The organism is Tenacibaculum pacificus, from assembly GCF_027941775.1.
GTDB lineage: Bacteria > Bacteroidota > Bacteroidia > Flavobacteriales > Flavobacteriaceae > Polaribacter > Polaribacter pacificus_A.
Genome location: NZ_CP115917.1, coordinates 2,710,605 through 2,732,034 on the forward strand (window position 1 = coordinate 2,710,605; position 21,430 = coordinate 2,732,034).

The window sequence follows — 21,430 nt, forward strand, 5'->3', positions numbered from 1 at the left end:
ATTAAATTTGTGGAATGTTATGACTATTGTCAAATTCTCTTCTTAACTCTTTGAATTGATTAGAAATACTTGCATCATACTGCACATCTCCAACACGTAAAATAAATCCTCCTAAAATATTCGGATTTACTATATTTTCTATACTTGCGCTATTTCCTGTTAAAGAAACAATTTTCGCTTGTATTTTATCTTCTAACTCTTTTGTTAAAACTACTGCTGTGGTAACTTTAGCAACCTGTACACCTTTATAGGCATCGTAAATAATAGAATATTGCTTTGCAATAGCTTCTAACATTATCATACGTTTATTCTCTTCTAATAAGTTGAATAAATTTGTTATGATAGCATCTACTTTATCTCCAAAAAGTGCAACTAAAACCGTTTTTTTATCATTGGCTTTAACTACAGGGCTTTTAAGCATTCTGTTTAAATCGCTACTTTCGGCAATAGTACTTGCGATTAACTTCATGTTATCGTTAACTAAAGAATCTTTATTAGTTTCTTTAGCAAGATTTAATATTGCTTTTGCGTAACGTAATGCTGGTCTAGATCCTTTCATCGATTGATTAGTTTAAAGTAATCTCTTCTAACATTCCTTCAACTAGCTTTAAATGATCTGCTGGTGAAGTTAACTCTTTTTTCACTAACTGCTGAGCAATATCTAAAGATAAATCAGTTACTGTTTTCTTTAATTCAGAAATAGCAGCTTGTTGTTCTTGCTTTATTGTTGCTTTAGCATTTTCTATCATGCTAGAAGTTTGTGCTTGTGCTTCTTCTTTTGCTTCTGCTACAATATTTTCTTTAATATCACGAGCTTCTTGCATCATTGCATCTCTTTCGGCACGTGCTTCTTTAAATAACCTATCGTTATCAGCTTGTAAATTTTGCATTTCTTTACGAGCATTTTCAGCTTGATCTAATGCATTTTGGATACCTTCTTCTCTGTCATTTAATGCAGATAAGATTGGCTTCCAAGCAAACTTTACCATTAAAAAGATTAATATTAATAAGATAAAAGCCTGCATGACAAATAATCCTATTGAAAAATCATTAAAAATTCCCATACTAATTTATTTTGTATTTTTTTATTGTTTAATAAAACACATCTGCAACCAACCGTTGCAGATAGTGTTTCTTTTTAATTTCTGGAAGATTATCCTAAAAGTAAAGCACCGAATGCTAAACCTTCTAATAATGCTCCAATAATAATCATTGCTGTTTGGATTTTTCCAGCAGCTTCAGGTTGACGTGCGATAGCTTCCATTGCGCTACTACCGATTTTCCCTAATCCTAATCCTGCTCCGATTACGATTAAACCTGCTCCTATTAAAGTAAGACCTGTCATAATAATTGATTTATATTAAATTAAACAAAAAATTTCATTTTACTAATGGTGATCGTGTTCTTCTACAGCCATACCAATAAACAATGAAGATAACATTGTAAAAATATAGGCTTGTAAGAAGGCTACTAACACTTCGATTAACGTTAAAAACAACGTTAAAAATACAGATACACCTGTTGCACCTGCTGTTCCAAACTTCGCTTTTAATATAATCATTAAAGCGGCAATACCCATTACTACTGAGTGACCTGCAGTAATATTGGCAAATAAACGCACAAATAAAGAAAAAGGCTTCGTTAAAATCCCTAAAAATTCGATAGGTGCTAAAATAAATTTCATAGCTACAGGTACTCCTGGCATCCAAAAAATATGTTTCCAATAATCTTTATTTGCTGAAAACTGTACTATAAAAAAGGTAAAAAGAGCTAAACAAACTGTTACAGCTAATTGTCCTGTAATGTTAAATCCTAATGGAGTTAAACCTAATAAGTTTGAAACCCATATAAAAAAGAAAACAGTTAATAAGAACCCCATAAATTTACGGTAATGCTTTTCACCAATATTTGGTCTTGCTATTTCATCTCTAACATATAATACTAAAGGCTCTAAAACTCTTGCAAAACCTGTTGGTATTGCTCCTTTTTTGTATCCTTTAGCTAAAGATCTAAATCCGAAAATCATTAATAAACCTACTAAAAGCATCCCTACAACACTTTTTGTTATAGAAAAATCTAATGCTTTATGAGCATTTGTAGCACGGTGAGCTTCATCAAAAGAAACAGCAGTTTCTCCTTCGTTTAACTCATATATTTTACTGTGTATTTTAGTTAACTGTACTCCATCTGCTGGAACAACTACGTGACCATCATCATTATGATGAAAAGCTGAAGACATAAAAGTTCTTAATCCTTTACTTGTCCAAACAATTATAGGTAAAGGAACACCTACGTGTTTTCTTTCGTTTTTATCATTTGTGTATGAAAACAAAGTAAAATCATGTGAATCTGCTAAGTGATGTTTCTTATAAGCTTCAATTTCTGCCTTTGTGTTTACACGGCCACCATCATCTTGTAAAGTAGTATCTCCATTTTCAGCTGAAACTGAAAATGATGTAAAAACTAATGCAAGTATTGTTAAAAACTTGATAGATTTTTTTGCTATCATCATATCTTAAATTTGAATAAAGGTTTAAGGTCTGTAAATTTCCGTGCAAAGGTACATATTTAATTAAAACTACAAACCGTTTTTAAACTTAGTTTTGTTACAAATTTAACCTAGTGTTAAAACTACGTTTAAAAAAGCAAACTACTTAGTGTTTAATAACTTAAAAACACCTGCTGCTTCTGTTATCAAAAATATAAATAACGGAATAACTAACGAAACCTTTTCTGGCTTAGTAAGCTGTACATCTGTAAACACATCTGCTTGAAAGATTAATACAAAAAAACCTATTTTTAAAAGCATAGAAGCTAAGTACCCATATCCTGCTTCATTTGGCATTTGACTTACTAGAAGTTCTAATAAAACGTAAACAATACATGTACTTATTACATGAAATAAATATACTGATAGTAATGAGTATGATATACTATCTCCTAGCATATTTAAAATATAATTATGAGAAATATAACTCACTGCAAATAATACAAGAACAGTGATAATAAAATATAAAATACGTTTAATCATTTTTACTTAGATAATTTTGAAACTTGTAATATTACAGAAAACATAGCCCCAAAAACAGCGACCAATGTGCAAATTTTAGTATATAATTGATTTTCATTTACATACTGAGTATCTAGCCATTCACCGAGTTTGTTACCCAAATAAATAGTTAATCCCATTTGAAAAGCAATACTTGTAAACCGAATATATTTACTAAGCGGTTTTTTCTTTTTGTTTTTGTCCATTATTTAATTCTTTTACCGCACCTTTCATTGCACAAGTTGCATTAAATGATGCTCCTGGCTCTACCGAAAGCTTACCCGTAATAACATCTCCATTAATATTAGCAGCTGCTTTTACAGTTAATGTATTTGAAACAACTAAATCTCCTGAAAACTTACCTTCAATATCTGCATTTGCACATTCTACTTTTCCTTTAATAAAACCTGCCGCACCAATAATAACTCTTCCATTGGTTTTTATAGTTCCTTCTAAAGTTCCATCAATTCTAAAGTCTCCTTCTGAAATAATATCACCCTTTATTTGAGTGTTTGTACCTATAACATTTCTTTCTGAAACTTTAGCTTCGCTTGTTTTTTTACTTTCTTTACTAAACATACTAACAATATTTTTTTTATTTTATTCTATCTAATATTTCTTTTGCTTTAACACCTTCAGCTTTATTCGCATAACGAATGGCCACAAATTCTAATGCTTTCCTATAAGTTTCTTTATCTTTATACTTTCCTAAAGACAATGCTTTTAAAAGTACAAGTTTAGGTGTTAATTCAGATTCTTTAATTGTTGATAGAAAAACATCAATATCTTTTACAACAGCTTCGTATTTTTGTTCTTTATATAGATAGTATATTTCTTTGTACTTATCTAAAACAGCATCTTCTTTTTTATTTTCTGTTAATTTTCTAGTCGGATTTCTTATGATTTCCGCAAATGTTGTTTCAGAATACTTAGTTAAAATTACACTTTTGTATTCATTCGCTTTAGCCATATCGTTTATTTCACTATATATTTGATATAAATGATAACTTATCGGTAGTTCTAATGTATTATTTTGTTGTTCTTTTTGTAATCGTTCTAAATTTTTAATAGCAAGATTACTATTTTTAAACTGCTCTTTATAAATTAACCCTAACTGATATAAAGCATCATTACGATCTTCTTTTAATGTTGTAATTATTTTTTCATCCGTAGGGATTTCGTCTAAATAAGTCGATAATTCGTAACGTAAATTAACTACAGGTTCGGTTGAGTCTTCATCAACCTCTTCAATTATTGTTGTTGATTTATCTGATAATCGCCAATTATCTTCTAACGGACGCATACCCCATGTATTCTGAAAAGCTTCTTTTCCAAAACCTAAAGCTTGCGAATTATAAAAATACCATTTCCCTTTATTACTACCATTATTAATAGCTTTTCCAGTTCCAAAAGAGCTACCAAAATTTTGTGCATTTAATAATAGTTGTTTTTTCTCTTCATCTTCTTTTTTAATTTTTTCGATATAAGTTTCAAAAAAAGAAGTTCTCTCAGTCGCTGTCATAGCAACTAACTTAAGAATACTGTCATTATTTTTAACAAGACTTTCGTATTTTCTTAAAGTTGTTAATCCTTTATTTTTTCTTCGGATTCTTCTAATTCTTTTTCTTGAGTAAATTCTTTAGAAGTAACAGTTAAAACACTATCGTAATAAGAACCAGCTAGCACATATTTTTCTTTATCAAAAGCAATATTTCCTAAACGTTCATAGGCATATGTTTTTTGATAATCATTGTTATGCTTAGCGTTTAATGATTTTTTAAAATACTCAATCGCATTATCTGTTTTGTTTCGTCCTATTTCTAAAACTCCTGCCTGATAATAAAGTGCATTCAAAAACTTACGATTATCAGAATTTCTGATTAGTTTTTTCAACTTTGCTAAAACAACAATCGATGCAGAATCATTTTCTGTATTTTTTGCCATTTCGACACTTGCACGAATACGATATTTATAAGGTGCTTTTTTAGTATTTGCTAACTTATTGAATACAACACGAGCAGAATCTCTGTAATTTAATTCGCTATAAATTTGCCCTAAAACAAACATATTACGTCCAGATTGCTCTTTATTTTTAAATATTTTTGATGCTGCTGTTAAATGCTGAATTACTTTTTGAATGGTATCTGTTTTTTGATACGCCATTGCCATAGCAGTATGTGCTTGTTCTCTTACTCCATCAGGAAGTTCGGCTTCATTTTCTTCAACTTCTAATAAAAATTTTAGCGATTCTATGGCTAATTTTTCATTATCTAAACGAATATTTGTTTTAGCACGCCAAACTTTTGTTTCATTTATCAAACTAGCGTTTGGATAATTTGCGATAATATAATTAAAAGCTTCAATTGCAGGAATAAAACGTTGAGTATAGTATCTTGATTTCCCTAATAATAAATAAGCGTCATCAATTTGACGATTTTTTTCATATCCGTTTATATTCATTGAATGCTTCTGAATCGCTTTTACGGCTTTTTCTTCGGCTCTATCAAACATTGTTAAAACTTCAACCTCTTCTTCTTCGTTTTCATCAAAACCAGAACCTAGTTGTAAAACAGGTGCTGAAATTTGATTTTCATCAAAAGTAATAGGTTCTATTTCTAAACGTTTCCAAAAATTATCTTTATGCTTACTTTCAACATCTTCTAATCCTTTCAAATAAGCTTGTTCACCGTTAAAAAGTATGTTATATTTTGTAGTAAGTGCGTGAAAGTTTCGATTTAAAAACGCATCTTTTTTCACACTACAAGAGTATATTGTAGCTAAAATCAGATTAAAAACTAAAAATTTCGATAGTTTATTCATATAGTTACGCTTTTACTGTACAACAAGTATATTCATAATTTTATTGTACGTAAAAGCGTAAAAATAGCAATAAAAAGATAACTTTCAGTTACCTTATTAAATTTATACACCATCAAATAATTATTTCACGTTAAAAGCTCATATAATTATAAGTATAATTTTTTATCAGAAAAAACATAAGAAAAATAATTTGAAGCAATTTCCCGCTTTCCGCACTCGCTTCTGGCTAAAAAAAGCCAAAGAGCTCAAACAAATGCTTCAATCGGGGCTAGGCATTTTTACTCTAATTTTAACTATTAGATATAGTTGTTTATCTATTTTTAAAATCAAAAAAAGCATCAATTTAAAATTGATGCTTTTTGAATATTATTATTTAAACTATAATTATTTTATTTTCATTGATTTTGCGATTGCTTCTAATTCAAACAAAAAATCACGTTTATTTACAGAAGGTGCATAAGTGAATCCTTCAAAAATAACCAAACGATTATTTTTCTTATCAATTATAGTATAATTAACAAATGGTCCTGCCATAAAATCATTTTTAACTTCCCATTTCCCACGAGTTTCATATGCTTTTTTACCATCAATTATAGCATCAAAAGTAAAAGGTGTGTATGCTTGTTCGGTAATCATATACATACCTTCTTTACTTCCTGGTATGTGTTTTTTACCAATAGTATCACGTACTGCTGTAATATTATCAGCAACTGTATTTTCATCAACTAAAGGAATCGTATAAATTAAAACATTATTCGTACCATCTCCTCGAGCAATACCGCTTCTTAAATGCTGACGAAACCAGATAAAATCTCCAGAATCTTCTACCAATCTGAATCGCTTAGGAATATCAATAGTTAATCCAATATTTTTAATTGTTTTAAATCCTGTTTCATCGATACGTTCTTTTTTAAAGATTCGCTGTGTAAACCTAACATCCTCATCTTTAAATAATTGAATAATCTCTTTACCTCTTTTATCTAACATATTTAAAATACCAGCTTCGTTCTTAGCCGTAGCATGTACTATAATTTGAGGTTGTGCATATCTATCTTTTTCAACAGTAATACTTTCTTTAGCTCCTTTTTTGATAATTAAAACAGCTTTTCCATGTCGCATAAAACTACTAAAACCACTAGGATCTATTTGGCTAACCGACAATAATGTTTCTGGCTGTGGCAATCCTACTTGATGCTCACCAAACACGGTACGTATTTGATTACCTATTTTACCTTGCCAATCTTCTCCTTTTACAACCACCATTATTTTATTGGTGTTACCGTTAGATGTTGGTAAAATGTAGCCTTCATTACCTGTTTTGCATGATATCATTAAAAACATCAAAAAAAGCAAGCCTATTATTTTTTTCATAATTTGTAGTTTTTATAACTTTTAAAAATATGTTATATAGTAAGTTTTAGAATGATTTTTTTTTTAAAATACTAGCCTTTAAAAATTTTAAGTTTCATTCCTAATTTTAGTTTTTTTACACTCCAAATATTGTTCCACTTTTTAATTTGGTCAATAGAAACAGATGGGAATTTTTTTGATATTGTCCATAATGAATCTCCACTTTTAACAACATATATCTTATGTGGTCCTTTTGGAAGTTTATGTTTTTTTCTTGATACTTTTTTTTGAGCAACTAATTTCTTCGGATAAATAACTAAAGATTGTCCTATTTTCAAACGATGATTTCGTATTCCGTTCCAACGCTTAATTTGGCTTACTTTTACCCCAAATTTATTTGCTATTTTCCCTAAATAATCACCATTTTGTACTTTGTAGCGTGTACGTTTATCTGTCTCAAAATACTTGGTTAATGGCTTTTCTCTTTTTCCATCTTCTTCATTTGCTAGCACATAAATATCTTCTTCTTTATCTAAAAAGTCAATCATGTTTTTTCGAGGCAAACGAACTGCATAATTTTTATCTTTTACATAAGGAATCACATCTAATTTATACGATGGATTTAAAAACGATAATAAATCTGTATCAATATTTGTTTTTGCTGAAATCTGATCAAAAGTAACCGTTCTTTTTACTTGAATTGTATCTGTTTCAAAATGATAAATATTTGGTGGTTCAGGATAAATATTATGTGCATCAGCATATTCAAAAATATACATGGTTGCATAAAATGCAGGAACATAACTTGCTGTTTCACGAGGCAAATACGGACGAATATTCCAATAATTTCGATAACCTCCAGAACGTTTTATTGCTTTTGAAACATTTCCAGGTCCTGAATTATAAGCTGCCAAGGCTAAATCCCAATCGCCAAAAATTTTATGTAAATGACTTAAATATTTACACGCTGCAATTGTTGCTTTTACTGGGTTTTGACGTTCATCAACATATGAATTTACTTTTAAATCAAACTCAACTCCTGTTCCATACATAAATTGCCATAAACCTGTTGCGCCTACTCTAGAACGAGCCGCAGGGCGTAAAGCAGATTCTACAATCGCTAAATATTTCATTTCTAACGGAACATCAAACTGATCTAAATACTGTTCAAACATCGGAAAATAATATTGTGCCTTTGCCATTAAAGCAGGATAATATTTTGTTCGATATTTTAAATAACTATTAATTACTTTTTCTAAAGATGGATTGTAAGCTAAATGAAATGGTGTTTTTAAATTCAAATCATTCAAGCGTGTTTTTAATAAATCCGTAGAAAGCATTAATGTTGTATTACCAATAATATCTTTATCATCAATTACATATTGAATACTATCAAATGATGATGCATTGAATTTTTTCTGAATCAATAAACTATCTACTTTTCTCAAATCTGCATCTGAAAAACAAGCATAAATCTTTTTTATTTTGATAGTATCTTTTACTATAGAATCTGTTGCTATAAAACTAGAATCAATCGCAATTGCTGTATTTTCTACAGGAACAAAAACACTATCAACAGGTTCTTGTGCAAAGATTGATACCGTAAAAAAAAGTAGTATTAGTAAATTTTTCATGTTTGATTTATAAGTTTAATTCAACAACAATCGGGCAATGGTCAGAATGTTTTGCTTCTGGTAAAATGTAAGCTCTTGATATTTTATCTTTCAAAGGTTCAGCAACCATTGCATAATCTAAACGCCAACCTTTATTGTTTGCTCTCGAATTTGCTCGATAACTCCACCAAGAATATTCTTGTTTTTCAGGATTTAAAAATCGAAAACTATCTGTAAATCCCGTTTTTATAAACTCACTAAACCAAGTTCTTTCTTCAGGTAAAAACCCAGAAACACCTTTCATTTTCGGATTATGAATATCGATAGCTTCACGACAAATATTATAATCGCCACAAATAACTAAATTTGGAATTTCTTGTTTTAAATTATTGATGTATTCTTGAAATTCATCCATATAATTTAATTTAAAATTCAAGCGTTCAGAATTTGTTCCTGACGGAAGATATAAACTCATTACAGAAACTTCATCAAAATCTACACGCAAATTTCTTCCTTCAAAATCCATGCTTTCAATTCCTGTTCCATATTCAATATGATTTGGTTTTTCTTTACAAAAAATTGCGACAGATGAATAGCCTTTTTTTTGTGCTGAAAACCAATAATGATACGGATATCCTGCATTTTCAAAATCCGTTACATCTAACTGTTCTTTATGAGCTTTGGTTTCTTGAATACAAATTACATCAGGATTTTCAGCTTGTAACCAGTCGATAAATCCTTTTTTTAAAGCGGCTCTAATTCCGTTTACGTTGTATGATATTATTTTCATTAATCTAAAAATATAGGGTTTTTAAGAAAAATCCATGTTAATTGTTTTCTGTCTCCCGTTGGTGTTTGAATTATTTTTTTTCTTGGTGATAAAACATAAGCTAAAGCAATTGCGACACCTATTCTTATCCAAGATTCTTGAACAAGAAATACTTTATCTAGCATAAAAATAAAAAACACTATTAATAATGGATAAATAGCTAAATAAAACTTTTTAAAATACTTCATATTAAATATCCATTTCAGGAATTTCTCCTTCTACTATTAAAGTTGCTTCGGTGGCATTTTTTATTTCATCAACAGAAACACCAGGAGCTCTTTCTAATAAATAAAATGCGTTATTTTTCACTTCTAATACCGCTAAATTTGTAACTACTTTTGTTACACAACCAACGCCAGTTAAAGGCAAAGAACATTTTTTTAATATTTTAGAAGCACCACGTTTATTAGTGTGCATCATTGCTACAATAATATTTTCTGCCGATGCTACTAAATCCATTGCTCCGCCCATTCCTTTTACCATTTTTCCAGGAATTTTCCAATTGGCAATATCTCCATTTTGAGCAACTTCCATTGCTCCTAAAACAGTTAATTGCACGTGTTTTCCACGGATCATAGCAAAACTTGTAGCTGAATCAAAAATAGATCCACCATCTAAAACTGTAACAGTTTGTTTTCCTGCGTTTATTAAATCAGCATCTTCAGTTCCTTCGATAGGAAATCCGCCCATTCCTAGTAATCCGTTTTCCGATTGAAATTCAACTTCAATTCCTTTAGGAATATAATTAGCTACTAACGTAGGAATTCCTATTCCTAAATTAACATACCATTTATCTTGTAATTCTTTTGCTATTCGCTGTGCTATTTGTTCTTTTGATAAAGCCATTTTTTACAGTTTAGGAGTTACAGTTCGTTGTTCAATTCTTTTTTCATATTTTTCTCCTTGAAAAATACGCTGTACAAAAATACCTGGAATATGTATTTGATTTGGGTCAAGTGTTCCTGCAGGAACTAACTCTTCAACCTCAGCAATAGTTATGGTTGCTGCACCACACATATTCGGATTAAAATTACGAGCAGTTCCTTTAAAAATTAAATTACCTGCTGTATCTCCTTTCCATGCTTTTACAAAGGCAAAATCTGCTTTAAAAGCAGATTCTAACACGTACATTTTGCCATCAAATTCACGAGTTTCTTTTCCTTCTGCAACTTCCGTTCCATAACCTGCAGGAGTATAAAATGCAGGAAAACCTGCTTGTGCTGCTCTACATTTTTCGGCTAAAGTTCCTTGAGGCGTTAATTCTACTTCTAACTCACCAGAAAGCATTTGACGTTCAAATTCATCATTTTCTCCTACATACGAAGAAATCATTTTTTTAATTTGTTTATTTTGAAGTAATAAACCTAAGCCAAAATTATCTACACCTGCATTATTAGAAATACATGTTACCTCTCTAACATTTAATTTCACTAATTGGGCAATAGCATTTTCTGGTATTCCACACAAACCGAAACCTCCTAACATAAAAGTCATTCCGCTTTTTACACCAACAAGTGCATCTTCTACGCTATTTACTTTTTTATTTATCATATTAGTTATTTGTTATCTGTTAAAAAAACTCTTAGTTTATTCTCTAAAAAATATTTTAATTAAAAATCAGTATCTCCGTCTTCTTTTTTATCATCATCACCATCATCGCTATTTTTTACTTCATTACAATTAATAGTAATTGTTAATTCCTCTGATGGTTTTTCAAAATCTTGTTTACTTATATTTAATGTTTTATCAGCATAACATTTTTGCATAAATAATCCCCAAGTAGGTAATGACATTGTTGCTCCTTGACCTAAAGCTATTCCTTTAAAATGGGTTGCTCTATCTTCACCACCTGTCCAAACACCTGTTGCTAAATTAGGAACAACTCCCATAAACCAACCATCAGATTGATTTTGAGTAGTTCCTGTTTTTCCTGCTATTGGATTCGTAAATTTATAAGGAAAACCTGTTGTAGCATCTTTTCTTCTAGTCCAGCCAGAGCGTAATCGTGCACCTGAACCCGATTGTGTAACTCCTTTTAATAAATCTAATACCACATAAGCTGATTCTTCACTTAAAACTTCTTTTGTTTTAGGTACAAAATCTTCTAAAACAGTTCCATTTTTATCTTCAATCCTAGTAATCATCATTGGACTAACACGTAATCCTTTATTTGCAAAAGTTGAATATGCACTTACCATTTCTATTAATGATAAATCAACTGCGCCTAAAGCAATAGATGGATTTGGGTCAATTTCTGATTTTATTCCTGCTGATTCAGCTAAACGTGCCACGTTTACAGGTGATACTTTATCTATCAATCGAGCTGTTATTACGTTTACAGAACGTGCTAAAGCCTCTTTTAATGTTAATTCACCACCATATTTATTGCTCGCATTTTCAGGTGTCCAATCTTTTGGCATTCCATATTTTTCCTTTGGAATCGTGTATAAAATATTAGGTAATTTATCACAAGGCGACATTTTTAATTGATTAATCGCTGTTGCATATACAAAAGGTTTAAAGGTAGAACCTACTTGACGTTTTTGTTGTTCTACTGCGTCATATTTAAAATATTTATGACTGATACCTCCTACCCAAGCTTTAATATGTCCCGTTTGAGGTTCAATAGAAACCAAACCAGAACGTAAAAAATGCTTATAATAACGAATAGAATCATAAGGAGTCATAACTGTATCACGATCGCCTTTCCATGAAAACACACGCATATCTGTATCAGTATTAAAAGATTTTTCAATTTCTTTTTCACTTTTTCCTGCTGCTTTCATTCGTTTATAACGTGTTGAGCTTCGTTTTCCTCTTTTTAAAATATTTAAAACTTGAGATTTTTCTAAATCATAAAAAGGCGCATTTTTATTTTTCTTTTGTTCTTTAAAGAAAAATGATTGCAAATTAGCCACGTGTTCACTACTTGCTTCCTCTGCATATCTTTGCATACGAGAATCAATAGTAACATGTATTTTTAAGCCATCTTTATAAATATTATAAAACTCTCCGTTTTCTTTTGGATTTTCTTTTGCCCATTTTTTTAAACGTTGTTTTAAATTTTCTCTAAAATAAGTTGCCAATCCATCACTATGACTTTCTGGTGTAAAATTTATTTTTAAAGGTAATTTTTGTAACGAATCTTTTTCTTTCTCTGTAATAATATCATTTTTTGCCATTTGAGCAAAAACAACATTCCTACGCTGTAAAGATTTCTTTTTAGAACGCTCTCTATGCGGATTATACTGTCTAGGGTTTTTTAACATTGCAACTAAAATAGCAGCTTCTTGTATATCTAATTCCTTTGGTTCTTTACCAAAATAAATACGTGTTGCCGAACGAATACCTGTAGCGTTAAAAAGAAATCCTTGCGTATTTAAATACATCGTTGCAATTTCTGCTTTGGTATATTGACGCTCAAGTTTTATAGCAACTACCCATTCTTTCAATTTTTGAGAAAGACGCTTAAATATATTACTAGATCCACCTTTATTAAAAAGGTTTTTAGCTAATTGCTGAGTAATTGTACTTGCACCTCCTTTTCTACCTAAATTTGAAACAGCTCTTGCTGTACCATAAAAATCAATACCTGAATGTTCGTAAAAACGTTCATCTTCAGTAGCTACTAAAGCTTTTATTAAAACCTCAGGTAAATCTTTATATTCAATAGGTGTTCTATTTGCTTTCACATAATATTTCCCTAATGTTTTTCCATCTGAAGAAATAACTTCTGTAGCTAAATCACTTTTAGGATTTTCTAATTCTTCAAAAGAAGGTAATTCACCAAAAGTACCTAAAGAAGCTAATAAAAATAATAGTCCTACAAAAAGGAATCCACTTAATAATATACCCCAAAAACATTTGATATATCCACTAAAATTAGTTGTTTTATGCTCTGTCATTATTATCTTTTTTCAATTCTAAATCCAACTTGAGATATTCCTTCAAGTTCTTTAATTCCTTCAATTTTACCATTTTTTCTCATAGCTTGTGTAACCTTAAAAGTGTATGTTCCTGTGTTTGGAAATAATATATTTTCTTTATAAAAAAGTTTATTTTCTTTGATGCCCGAAATTCCTTTACCTAAAAACTTACCTGTTACATCTGCCATATCATACTCTAAAGTATCAATAACTATCTGCCCATCAGGAAACCGTAATTGTGTTATCAAAAATAAATTACTATATGCATAGTCTTCATTATTTCTAAGATTTATAAAAAGATTTTTCTTGTTTATCGAATCATTCACATCAAAAATAAATGTAACTGCGTTATTTTTATTCCACGAACCTTCTGGTAACGTAATATACGCATCATAAACACTCTTTGAATCACAAGATATGATTGCAAAGACAGCTAAAAAAAATATAACTATATTATTCCTTTTCATTTTTTGTATCGTTATTTTTAGTAGGCTCTTTTGATGTTTCAGGACTTTTTATTTTAGAGGATACTTTTGACATAGGTTTTCTAGTATCCACAGTTTTTTCATCAATATTATTTTTTACAGCTCTTTTTTCGGGAGTTCTTTGAGGTCTTCGTTTTGGTTGACCTTCTACTGACTGATTTCCCTCTTTTTTATTAGCAGGTGCTCTTTGAGGTCTTCTTTTAGGTTGACCTTCTACTGGCTGATTTCCTTCTCTTTTATTAACAGGTGCTCTTTGAGGTCTTCTTTTAGGTTGACCTTCTATTGGCTGATTTCCTTCTCTTTTATTAGCAGGTGCTCTTTGAGGTCTTTTATTTGGCTGTGTTTTAACAATTGAATTACCTTCTCTTTTATTAGTAGGTGCTCTTTGAGGTCTTTTATTTGGCTGTGTTTTAACAATTGAATTACCTTCTCTTTTATTATCAGGTGCTCTTTGAGGTCTTTTATTTGGCTGTGTTTTAACAATTGAATTACCTTCTCTTTTATTATCAGGTGCTCTTTGAGGTCTTTTATTTGGCTGTGTTTTAACAATTGAATTACCTTCTCTTTTATTAGCAGATGCTCTTTGAGGTCTTTTGTTTGGTTGTATTTTTACTGGTAAATTACCTCCTTTTTTTGCTACTGATTTTCTTGATTTTGACCTCGAATTATTACGAGATTTCTTAGGTGTATCAAAACGGGTTAAACTATCTTGACCTACTACATTTTCAAAATCAACAATTGGCTGTACAGTTATCTCTAACTCATACTCATCTAAAGGTAAAGCAAGTTCATTATTTTGATTCAAAATAATAATTTCTTGTACTTGTTCTAACGATAATCTAAACCACTTAAAACTTTCTTCTTTATAAGTATACCAAACTATTTTTTTAAAAATATCCATCTTTACAAAAACAGCATCTCCTTTTTCAGTTTTAAGTATTTTATCTTGCTTCGGGAAACTTTTTAAAGCATCTAAATACGTATCTAATTCAAAATTTAAACAACATTTTAATTTACCACATTGTCCTGCTAATTTTAGCGGATTTAACGATAATTGTTGATATCTTGCTGCTGCAGTATTTACTTTTCTAAAGTCTGTTAACCAAGTAGAGCAACATAATTCTCTACCACAAGAACCAACACCTCCTAAACGAGCTGCTTCTTGACGCATACCAACTTGTTTCATTTCTACACGTATAGAAAAAGTTCCTGCTAAATCTCTAATTAACTGACGAAAATCTACACGTTCATCGGCTGTATAATAAAAAGTAGCTTTTGTACCATCTCCTTGATATTCTACATCAGAAAGTTTCATTTTCAGCTCTAAACGACTAATTATTTCTCGTCCTTTTCGCTGTGTTTCTTGCTCTCTATCTCTGGCTGTATGCCAAATATCAATATCTTTTTGCGATGCTTTTCTGTATATTTTTTTTACATCTTCACTATCTGCAGTAATTTTACGTTTTTTCATTTGAACTTTTACAAGTTCTCCTGCTAATGCTACAATACCGATATCATGTCCAGATGATCCTTCAACTGCCACAACATCTCCCATCGAAATGGTTAATTTTTCGGTATTTTTAAAAAAATGTTTACGTCCGTTTTTAAATCGAACTTCATAAATATTAAATGATGCTTCGCCTGTTGGCAAAGTCATATTCGATAACCAATCAAAAACAGCCAATTTATTTCCGCTTCCACAAGTACCACTGGCACAATTTCCATTACTCTTACATCCTCCAGGAACTCCGTCTTTACTAGTTGAACAACTGTTACAACTCATATAATTATATATTTTAGAAGCATTTTTTAAATCTGATTTAACCCAGTATCAAAAAACGCTTTTTTATGATTAATCTTCAGTTAGATAAAATTTATTATCATAACTTTCCTTAATCAGTAAAGATACGTATTCTCACGAAAATGGAAAATTGATTTTTTGCATAAAAAATATAATAAATAATTATGAACAACTAATTATTTTAATATTCCATTTAAAAAAAGTATTCAAGTAATTTATTCAAAGATTTCTAAAATAAAAAAACCTCAGTCTTCGAATGAAAACTGAGGTTTTATTTTTTAAATAAATGATTATAAAAAGTAATTATATACAATACGCCTATTTATTTGCATTTGCCCAATTATCTCTTAATCCAACTGTTTTATTGAATACTAAATTCTCTGAAGTTGAATCATCATCAACATTAAAATATCCTAAACGTTGAAACTGAAATTGCTCTCCAATTTTAGCAGTTTGTAAACTTGGTTCTACAAAAGCAGTAATTTTTTCTAATGAGTTAGGATTTACAAATTCCATAAAATCTTTGTCTTTATGAGAATCTGGAGCTTCATCAGAAAATAATCTATCGTAAACTCTAACCTCAGCTTTTACCGCATGTTTTACAGAAACCCAGTGTAAAGTACCTTTTACTTTACGCTTACTTTCTTCAGTATTACTACCCGATTTTGTTAACGGATCATACATACAGTGAATTACTGTAATTTCTCCATTTTCATCTTTCTCACAACTTGTTGCTGTTATAAAATAAGCATTTTTTAAACGAACTTCTTTTCCTAATTTTAATCGGAAGAATTTTTTATTAGCTTCTTCTCTAAAATCTTCTCTTTCGATATAAATTTCTCTTGAAAAAGGAACAATTCTTGTACCAGAATTTTCATCCTCAGGATTATTTTCTGCAATAAGAATTTCTTCTCTATCTTCAGGATAATTATCAATAATTACTTTTACAGGATCTAAAACTCCCATAACTCTATTGGCTTTTTTGTTTAAATCCTCACGAATTTTAAACTCTAATAAAGAAACATCAATTACATTTTCTCTTTTAGAAACTCCAACAGTTTCAATAAAATTACGGATTGAAGCAGGTGTATATCCACGTCTTCTTAATCCAGAAATTGTTGGCATTCTAGGGTCATCCCATCCGTTTACAATTCCATTTTCTACCAATGTTAATAACTTACGCTTACTCATAATAGTGTAGCTTAAGTTTAAACGAGAAAACTCACGTTGTTTTGGTGCATTTGGAAATTCTGATTTACTATATTCGTAAACATTGTCACGAAACCAGTTATATAATTCTCTGTGAGGTTTAAATTCTAAAGAACATAATGAGTGTGATATTTGCTCTAAATAATCACTTTCTCCATGTGTCCAATCGTACATTGGATAAATAACCCAATCATTACCTGTACGGTGATGTGCTTTCTTTAAAATACGATACATTAATGGGTCACGCAATAACATATTTGGCGATTCCATATCAATTTTTGCACGTAAAACATGTGTTCCTTCTTCAAACTCACCAGCTTTCATTCTACTGAATAAATCTAAATTTTCATCAACAGTTCTATTTCTAAAAGGACTGTTAGTTCCTACTTGCGTTGGCGTTCCTTTTTGAACACGCATTTCTTCAGAAGATTGACTATCAATATACGCTTTTCCGTCTTTTATTAATAAAACAGCCCAATCGTATAATTGCTGAAAATAATCAGATGAGTATAATTCATTTTCCCATTGATACCCTAACCAAGTAACATCTTTTTTAATAGCATCTACATATTCTTGCTCTTCTTTAGCAGGATTTGTATCATCAAAACGCAAGTTTACAGGAGCATTATATTTCTGTCCTAAACCGAAACTAATTCCGATAGCTTTTGTATGTCCGATATGTAAATACCCATTAGGTTCTGGAGGAAAACGAAAACGTAAGCTTTCTTTTGGCATTCCGTTTGCTAAATCCTCTTCAATAATTTGTTCTAAAAAATTCAATGATTTTTTTTCTTCTGACATCTTCTGTTGAAATTGAATTACAAAATTACGGAAAATTGTTGAAGAATATTTTATCCAAAAAAGAAACCCTTTCATTTAATTTGAAAGAGTTTCTGAAAAAAACTAATTAGATGCTAAATGTATTACTGCAATCCCTTTGTAAATTCCATTTGTATCTTTTTTAAAGTCAATTATTCGACAACTATCAATATCTTCATCTGCTGTTGTCGGATCACCTTTAAAATAGATTTGAGTAACTAATGTTTTATATCCATTTGCTGTTATTTTATAATGAAAATGACGAGGACGTCCTGGATACACCCCTGGACGAATACTTTCAAATATATAATCGCCTTCTGCATTTGTATTTACAAACCCACGAAGTGTAATTTTATCGGCTTTATAATCGGATACATTCCCATCTCCTACAGGATGATATATTCCATCACTATCGGCATGCCAAACTTCAATCATGGCATTAGCAATAGGCTTACTTTTATCTTCACCTCCGTATAATTTTCCTGAAACAATAATTTTATCACCAGAGAAGTTTTGAGTATTCAAATTGGTAATTTGTGAACTTCCACTTACATAATAAGGACCTAACATATCTGATTTAGTAACCCCACAAGCTGCAGTAGTTGATTTTATTATATCATCTTTTGATGAGCAACTAATTGATGTTATTATTGGAGTAGCGACAAGCCCAAAACCTAAGTTTTTTAAGAATTTTTTTCTATCCATTTTAATTCATTTTATAGTTTTAGCATTTTATACGTTCCTATTTCAGCCTCTGTCATCCAATGTATGCTATTTGCTGCAGCGGCATTTATTGTAAAATAATAAAATGCTTTAGCGGCAGTATCCGTAAATCCAATAGATTTGTAGTATTCAATATATGGCAAATGATTGGCGTACCCTACAGGAAAATCTGTAGCTGTTGAGTCATCTCCAGCCCATGAGTGTACGCCTATTCTAGTTTCAGTTCCACGAGTTCGTTTTTTTCCAGCCAAGAAAAAATCTACGCCACCAGATGCTATTTCAGCATTGTCTAATAAATGAATTTCAATATTTAAATCATACACTTTTTTAGACAACTTTAAATTTACTTCGTCATCTGATGATCCATCACAATTTTTAATATTTATTTTCGTGATTGTTGGATATACTGCATACAGTTTATTGAAATTAATTAATGAAGAACTTCCTATAGTTCCGTTCATCTCTACTATTTTTTTATCACTAGCTATTTTAAAAATTCCAAAATCAGATTCAGTATTAGCAATATCATCATTAGTAGTACAATTAGTAAATAAAAGAAGAAATGATGCTGTAATTAATACAATTAATTTCTGTATTTTCACGGTAAATTATTTTAGGTTTAATTAAAAAGTACCTACTTATTACAATAATCTTTTCAATAGAATATCAAAGTAGGTGATTTTTATGTTTTTTTATCTTAAAAACAGCTAACTGCTACCTTTTATAAGTTCCATCAGGTAAAACCGTTGGGAATTTATATATTGAATTTGTTAACAATGCGTAGATAGCAGTATCTGTCGCTTGTACTTTTGCTTTAGTATTTAATTTCCACTCATCATTAATTTCACTTAGTCTATTTTCTTGAGCCCCTAAAATACTAGTCATTGCCCAATACATATATTCCGTTGCCTGACAATCATAAGTACAAGTTTTATCATCATAAGTATACCATGCTTTAACAGGATATGAACTTGGAATGCTTGTAAATTTACCAGCACGAGCAATATCCATCGCGTTAGATAATGATGTTCCTTCTTCCTCTCCAAAAATAGTAGGATACGCATTTGCATAACCAACATGAGTAATTAAATGTAAAACTTCTTCTAAACCTGCATCAAAAGTTCCTGTTTTTCCATCAGAAACAAAAAGAGGATGTGTTTCATCATTTCCTAAATCTTGCCCCATTCTTCCTGATGGTTCACTTGAAAGCATATCTGCTTCTGTTTTCCACATAAATAAAAAAGCCTTATTTTTTATCATTTGATCAACTACTAATTGATTATCTACAACCCCGTCTTCATTGTTATCTAAATATTGCGCCATAATATTAGCGGCATATAATAATTTATTATCTTCTACTGCTGAAGCAGCGTAAATATCAATTCCAAAAACAATTACTTTTCTATTATATTTTTCAAGCCCGACATCTGTATTAGCTACAATTTTAAAATTAGGGTCATTTCCTTCGTTTATATTTCCTTTTGTAATATTATCACTATTATCTGAACACGAAATACAACCAAGAGTAATTATCGCAATTACCAAAACACTTAAACTCATTAATTTTTTCATAAATTTTAAATTTTAAATTCGACTTATTTTACTATAAATAGTTCACAGCAAATAAACGACCAAGCTTATAAAATATTCAATTAAACAAGTCCGTTTGCGGTTACTCGGACTTGTTTAATTGATTTTGGTATTGTTTCGGTGTCATATTTTCAATCTTTTTAAAAGCAGCGTAAAAAGTTGATTTTGAAGCAAACCCAGCCTCTGTAGCCATTCCTAAAATAGATAATTGTTTTGCTTTTGGAGATTTTAATAATTTTTTAAATTCTACAATACGAAAGTGATTAATAAAATAGTAAAAGTTATTATTAGTGTGTTTATTTATCAATACTGATAGTTCTTTTTCTTTTAACCCCAATTGATTAGCGAGTATTCTTAAATTTATATTCGTATTTGAAAAAAGTTTTTCTGTTTCTATTTTTAAAATAATTTCATTAAAAATACCTGCCGTTTCAGATAAGTCATTTATAACAATAAGTTCTTTTTCTTCATTTAAGAATAAAGAATATTTAAATATTTCCGATTGAGAAAATCCATTATACCCTATCCAATAAATCATAAAAAAAGTCAGCACATTTGAAATGTTTACAAAATACTCAATAAGTTCTTGGTTTTGTGAACCAACCATATCTTCAATAATCCAAAATAGATGAAAAAATAAATATATGTACAAAATTGTTTGAATCCATAAAAGTGTTTTATTTTCTAAATCAGAGTAAAAATCTGTTAATTTATTTTGATAATTTTTTACTATTATCAAAGCATATATCAAAATAAAAATATTAAAAATATACTCTAAATATTTTATAATTGTAATATTAACAGTAGTACTCAAAAAGAAAAATCCGGGGATAAATAATAAGAAATAAAACCAAAAAATTTTTCTATTGAAAGTTTGATTGATATATAAAAATAAAAAAGGAATCGTAAATAAACTTGATTTAGGAAAATTGAATAAGAAGACTTCATCTAATGGAATGAAAGCATCAAAAACTTCTATTGATAAAGACCATAAAAAAAGACCTAAAAAAATATTTGCTTTTTTATTCTTAGACCTTATCGTTATAAAAAGTAATGCTAATATAAAAGAAGTTGCTATGGATAATAACTCTATTATTGTTAATAAATTAAGTTCAATAATTATTTGATTCATTTTTTTAAATTATTAAAAAGTGTTTACTTATAATAGTTTAACGACTTATTGTTATACCTATTTTATAACAATACAACTCTTAAA

General features: G+C 29.8%; 22 protein-coding genes and 1 pseudogene. All 23 read right to left on the reverse strand.

Features of this window, described 5'->3' with window-relative positions:
* Position 1: 1 nt before the first annotated feature.
* Positions 2 to 559 (reverse strand): ATP synthase F1 subunit delta, encoded by a 558-nt coding sequence (atpH, locus tag PG913_RS12430; RefSeq protein WP_271230993.1) that lies wholly within the window; start codon positions 557 to 559, stop codon positions 2 to 4.
* A 7-nt stretch (positions 560 to 566) separates the two neighbouring features.
* Positions 567 to 1,064, reverse strand: coding sequence for a F0F1 ATP synthase subunit B (locus PG913_RS12435; protein ID WP_271230994.1), 498 nt, complete (start codon positions 1,062 to 1,064; stop codon positions 567 to 569).
* An 89-nt stretch (positions 1,065 to 1,153) separates the two neighbouring features.
* Positions 1,154 to 1,345, reverse strand: a complete 192-nt coding sequence (atpE, locus tag PG913_RS12440) for an ATP synthase F0 subunit C (protein ID WP_058886136.1) — start codon at positions 1,343 to 1,345, stop codon at positions 1,154 to 1,156.
* Between the two features lie 42 nt (positions 1,346 to 1,387).
* Complete coding sequence (gene atpB, locus PG913_RS12445; RefSeq protein ID WP_271230995.1) at positions 1,388 to 2,512, reverse strand: F0F1 ATP synthase subunit A; 1,125 nt, start codon at positions 2,510 to 2,512, stop codon at positions 1,388 to 1,390.
* Positions 2,513 to 2,650: 138 nt separating this feature from the next.
* The gene (locus PG913_RS12450) at positions 2,651 to 3,031 is read right to left on the reverse strand and encodes a DUF6168 family protein (protein WP_271230996.1); all 381 of its coding nucleotides are present in this window, start codon (positions 3,029 to 3,031) and stop codon (positions 2,651 to 2,653) included.
* 2 nt (positions 3,032 to 3,033) lie between these two features.
* Positions 3,034 to 3,255 carry an AtpZ/AtpI family protein gene (locus tag PG913_RS12455; protein WP_271230997.1) on the reverse strand — a complete coding sequence of 74 codons (222 nt, stop codon included), beginning with the start codon at positions 3,253 to 3,255 and terminating at the stop codon, positions 3,034 to 3,036.
* A complete protein-coding gene (locus PG913_RS12460; RefSeq protein WP_271230998.1) occupies positions 3,224 to 3,628 on the reverse strand; it encodes a bactofilin family protein in 405 nt (134 codons plus the stop codon). Before PG913_RS12460 ends, PG913_RS12455 begins: the two co-directional genes overlap by 32 nt.
* Before the next feature lie 16 nt (positions 3,629 to 3,644).
* Positions 3,645 to 4,571, reverse strand: coding sequence for a type IX secretion system periplasmic lipoprotein PorW/SprE (gene porW / locus PG913_RS12465; protein ID WP_271230999.1), 927 nt, complete (start codon positions 4,569 to 4,571; stop codon positions 3,645 to 3,647).
* Positions 4,572 to 4,633: 62 nt separating this feature from the next.
* Positions 4,634 to 5,869 (reverse strand): type IX secretion system periplasmic lipoprotein PorW/SprE, encoded by a 1,236-nt coding sequence (gene porW / locus PG913_RS13050; RefSeq protein ID WP_271231000.1) that lies wholly within the window; start codon positions 5,867 to 5,869, stop codon positions 4,634 to 4,636.
* A 384-nt stretch (positions 5,870 to 6,253) separates the two neighbouring features.
* A complete protein-coding gene (locus tag PG913_RS12475) occupies positions 6,254 to 7,240 on the reverse strand; it encodes a DUF4837 family protein (protein ID WP_271231001.1) in 987 nt (328 codons plus the stop codon).
* 71 nt (positions 7,241 to 7,311) lie between these two features.
* The gene (locus tag PG913_RS12480) at positions 7,312 to 8,853 is read right to left on the reverse strand and encodes a lytic transglycosylase domain-containing protein (protein ID WP_271231002.1); all 1,542 of its coding nucleotides are present in this window, start codon (positions 8,851 to 8,853) and stop codon (positions 7,312 to 7,314) included.
* A 7-nt stretch (positions 8,854 to 8,860) separates the two neighbouring features.
* Positions 8,861 to 9,622 carry an exodeoxyribonuclease III gene (locus tag PG913_RS12485; protein ID WP_271231003.1) on the reverse strand — a complete coding sequence of 254 codons (762 nt, stop codon included), beginning with the start codon at positions 9,620 to 9,622 and terminating at the stop codon, positions 8,861 to 8,863.
* Positions 9,622 to 9,849, reverse strand: a complete 228-nt coding sequence (locus tag PG913_RS12490) for a hypothetical protein (protein WP_271231004.1) — start codon at positions 9,847 to 9,849, stop codon at positions 9,622 to 9,624. The genes PG913_RS12485 and PG913_RS12490 overlap by 1 nt, the downstream gene beginning before the upstream one ends.
* A gap of 1 nt (position 9,850) precedes the next feature.
* On the reverse strand, positions 9,851 to 10,507 hold the full coding sequence (locus PG913_RS12495; RefSeq protein ID WP_232120524.1) for a 3-oxoacid CoA-transferase subunit B: 657 nt from the start codon (positions 10,505 to 10,507) through the stop codon (positions 9,851 to 9,853).
* Between the two features lie 3 nt (positions 10,508 to 10,510).
* Complete coding sequence (locus PG913_RS12500; protein WP_271231005.1) at positions 10,511 to 11,212, reverse strand: CoA transferase subunit A; 702 nt, start codon at positions 11,210 to 11,212, stop codon at positions 10,511 to 10,513.
* A gap of 59 nt (positions 11,213 to 11,271) precedes the next feature.
* Positions 11,272 to 13,566, reverse strand: coding sequence for a transglycosylase domain-containing protein (locus PG913_RS12505; protein ID WP_271231006.1), 2,295 nt, complete (start codon positions 13,564 to 13,566; stop codon positions 11,272 to 11,274).
* A 2-nt stretch (positions 13,567 to 13,568) separates the two neighbouring features.
* A complete protein-coding gene (locus PG913_RS12510) occupies positions 13,569 to 14,054 on the reverse strand; it encodes a gliding motility lipoprotein GldH (protein ID WP_271231007.1) in 486 nt (161 codons plus the stop codon).
* A 690-nt stretch (positions 14,055 to 14,744) separates the two neighbouring features.
* Positions 14,745 to 15,855 (reverse strand): annotated as a pseudogene (locus PG913_RS12515) (PSP1 domain-containing protein); the annotation flags it as partial.
* 336 nt (positions 15,856 to 16,191) lie between these two features.
* Complete coding sequence (locus PG913_RS12520; RefSeq protein ID WP_271231008.1) at positions 16,192 to 17,883, reverse strand: glutamine--tRNA ligase/YqeY domain fusion protein; 1,692 nt, start codon at positions 17,881 to 17,883, stop codon at positions 16,192 to 16,194.
* Positions 17,884 to 17,985: 102 nt separating this feature from the next.
* The gene (locus PG913_RS12525) at positions 17,986 to 18,606 is read right to left on the reverse strand and encodes a dioxygenase family protein (RefSeq protein WP_271231009.1); all 621 of its coding nucleotides are present in this window, start codon (positions 18,604 to 18,606) and stop codon (positions 17,986 to 17,988) included.
* Positions 18,607 to 18,617: 11 nt separating this feature from the next.
* Positions 18,618 to 19,226, reverse strand: a complete 609-nt coding sequence (locus tag PG913_RS12530; protein WP_271231010.1) for a hypothetical protein — start codon at positions 19,224 to 19,226, stop codon at positions 18,618 to 18,620.
* Positions 19,227 to 19,338: 112 nt separating this feature from the next.
* Positions 19,339 to 20,196 carry a hypothetical protein gene (locus PG913_RS12535; protein WP_271231011.1) on the reverse strand — a complete coding sequence of 286 codons (858 nt, stop codon included), beginning with the start codon at positions 20,194 to 20,196 and terminating at the stop codon, positions 19,339 to 19,341.
* 100 nt (positions 20,197 to 20,296) lie between these two features.
* The gene (locus PG913_RS12540; protein WP_271231012.1) at positions 20,297 to 21,346 is read right to left on the reverse strand and encodes a helix-turn-helix domain-containing protein; all 1,050 of its coding nucleotides are present in this window, start codon (positions 21,344 to 21,346) and stop codon (positions 20,297 to 20,299) included.
* Positions 21,347 to 21,430 lie beyond the last annotated feature (84 nt).

Bases quoted from the DNA above. Each gene is read 5' to 3' on its own strand.
- atpH (WP_271230993.1), bottom strand. From the start codon at position 559: ATGAAAGGATCTAGACCAGCATTACGTTACGCAAAAGCAATATTAAAT.
- PG913_RS12435 (WP_271230994.1), bottom strand. From the start codon at position 1,064: ATGGGAATTTTTAATGATTTTTCAATAGGATTATTTGTCATGCAGGCT.
- atpE (WP_058886136.1), bottom strand. From the start codon at position 1,345: ATGACAGGTCTTACTTTAATAGGAGCAGGTTTAATCGTAATCGGAGCA.
- atpB (WP_271230995.1), bottom strand. From the start codon at position 2,512: ATGATGATAGCAAAAAAATCTATCAAGTTTTTAACAATACTTGCATTA.
- PG913_RS12450 (WP_271230996.1), bottom strand. From the start codon at position 3,031: ATGATTAAACGTATTTTATATTTTATTATCACTGTTCTTGTATTATTT.
- PG913_RS12455 (WP_271230997.1), bottom strand. From the start codon at position 3,255: ATGGACAAAAACAAAAAGAAAAAACCGCTTAGTAAATATATTCGGTTT.
- PG913_RS12460 (WP_271230998.1), bottom strand. From the start codon at position 3,628: ATGTTTAGTAAAGAAAGTAAAAAAACAAGCGAAGCTAAAGTTTCAGAA.
- porW (WP_271230999.1), bottom strand. From the start codon at position 4,571: ATGACAGCGACTGAGAGAACTTCTTTTTTTGAAACTTATATCGAAAAA.
- porW (WP_271231000.1), bottom strand. From the start codon at position 5,869: ATGAATAAACTATCGAAATTTTTAGTTTTTAATCTGATTTTAGCTACA.
- PG913_RS12475 (WP_271231001.1), bottom strand. From the start codon at position 7,240: ATGAAAAAAATAATAGGCTTGCTTTTTTTGATGTTTTTAATGATATCA.
- PG913_RS12480 (WP_271231002.1), bottom strand. From the start codon at position 8,853: ATGAAAAATTTACTAATACTACTTTTTTTTACGGTATCAATCTTTGCA.
- PG913_RS12485 (WP_271231003.1), bottom strand. From the start codon at position 9,622: ATGAAAATAATATCATACAACGTAAACGGAATTAGAGCCGCTTTAAAA.
- PG913_RS12490 (WP_271231004.1), bottom strand. From the start codon at position 9,849: ATGAAGTATTTTAAAAAGTTTTATTTAGCTATTTATCCATTATTAATA.
- PG913_RS12495 (WP_232120524.1), bottom strand. From the start codon at position 10,507: ATGGCTTTATCAAAAGAACAAATAGCACAGCGAATAGCAAAAGAATTA.
- PG913_RS12500 (WP_271231005.1), bottom strand. From the start codon at position 11,212: ATGATAAATAAAAAAGTAAATAGCGTAGAAGATGCACTTGTTGGTGTA.
- PG913_RS12505 (WP_271231006.1), bottom strand. From the start codon at position 13,566: ATGACAGAGCATAAAACAACTAATTTTAGTGGATATATCAAATGTTTT.
- PG913_RS12510 (WP_271231007.1), bottom strand. From the start codon at position 14,054: ATGAAAAGGAATAATATAGTTATATTTTTTTTAGCTGTCTTTGCAATC.
- PG913_RS12520 (WP_271231008.1), bottom strand. From the start codon at position 17,883: ATGTCAGAAGAAAAAAAATCATTGAATTTTTTAGAACAAATTATTGAA.
- PG913_RS12525 (WP_271231009.1), bottom strand. From the start codon at position 18,606: ATGGATAGAAAAAAATTCTTAAAAAACTTAGGTTTTGGGCTTGTCGCT.
- PG913_RS12535 (WP_271231011.1), bottom strand. From the start codon at position 20,196: ATGAAAAAATTAATGAGTTTAAGTGTTTTGGTAATTGCGATAATTACT.
- PG913_RS12540 (WP_271231012.1), bottom strand. From the start codon at position 21,346: ATGAATCAAATAATTATTGAACTTAATTTATTAACAATAATAGAGTTA.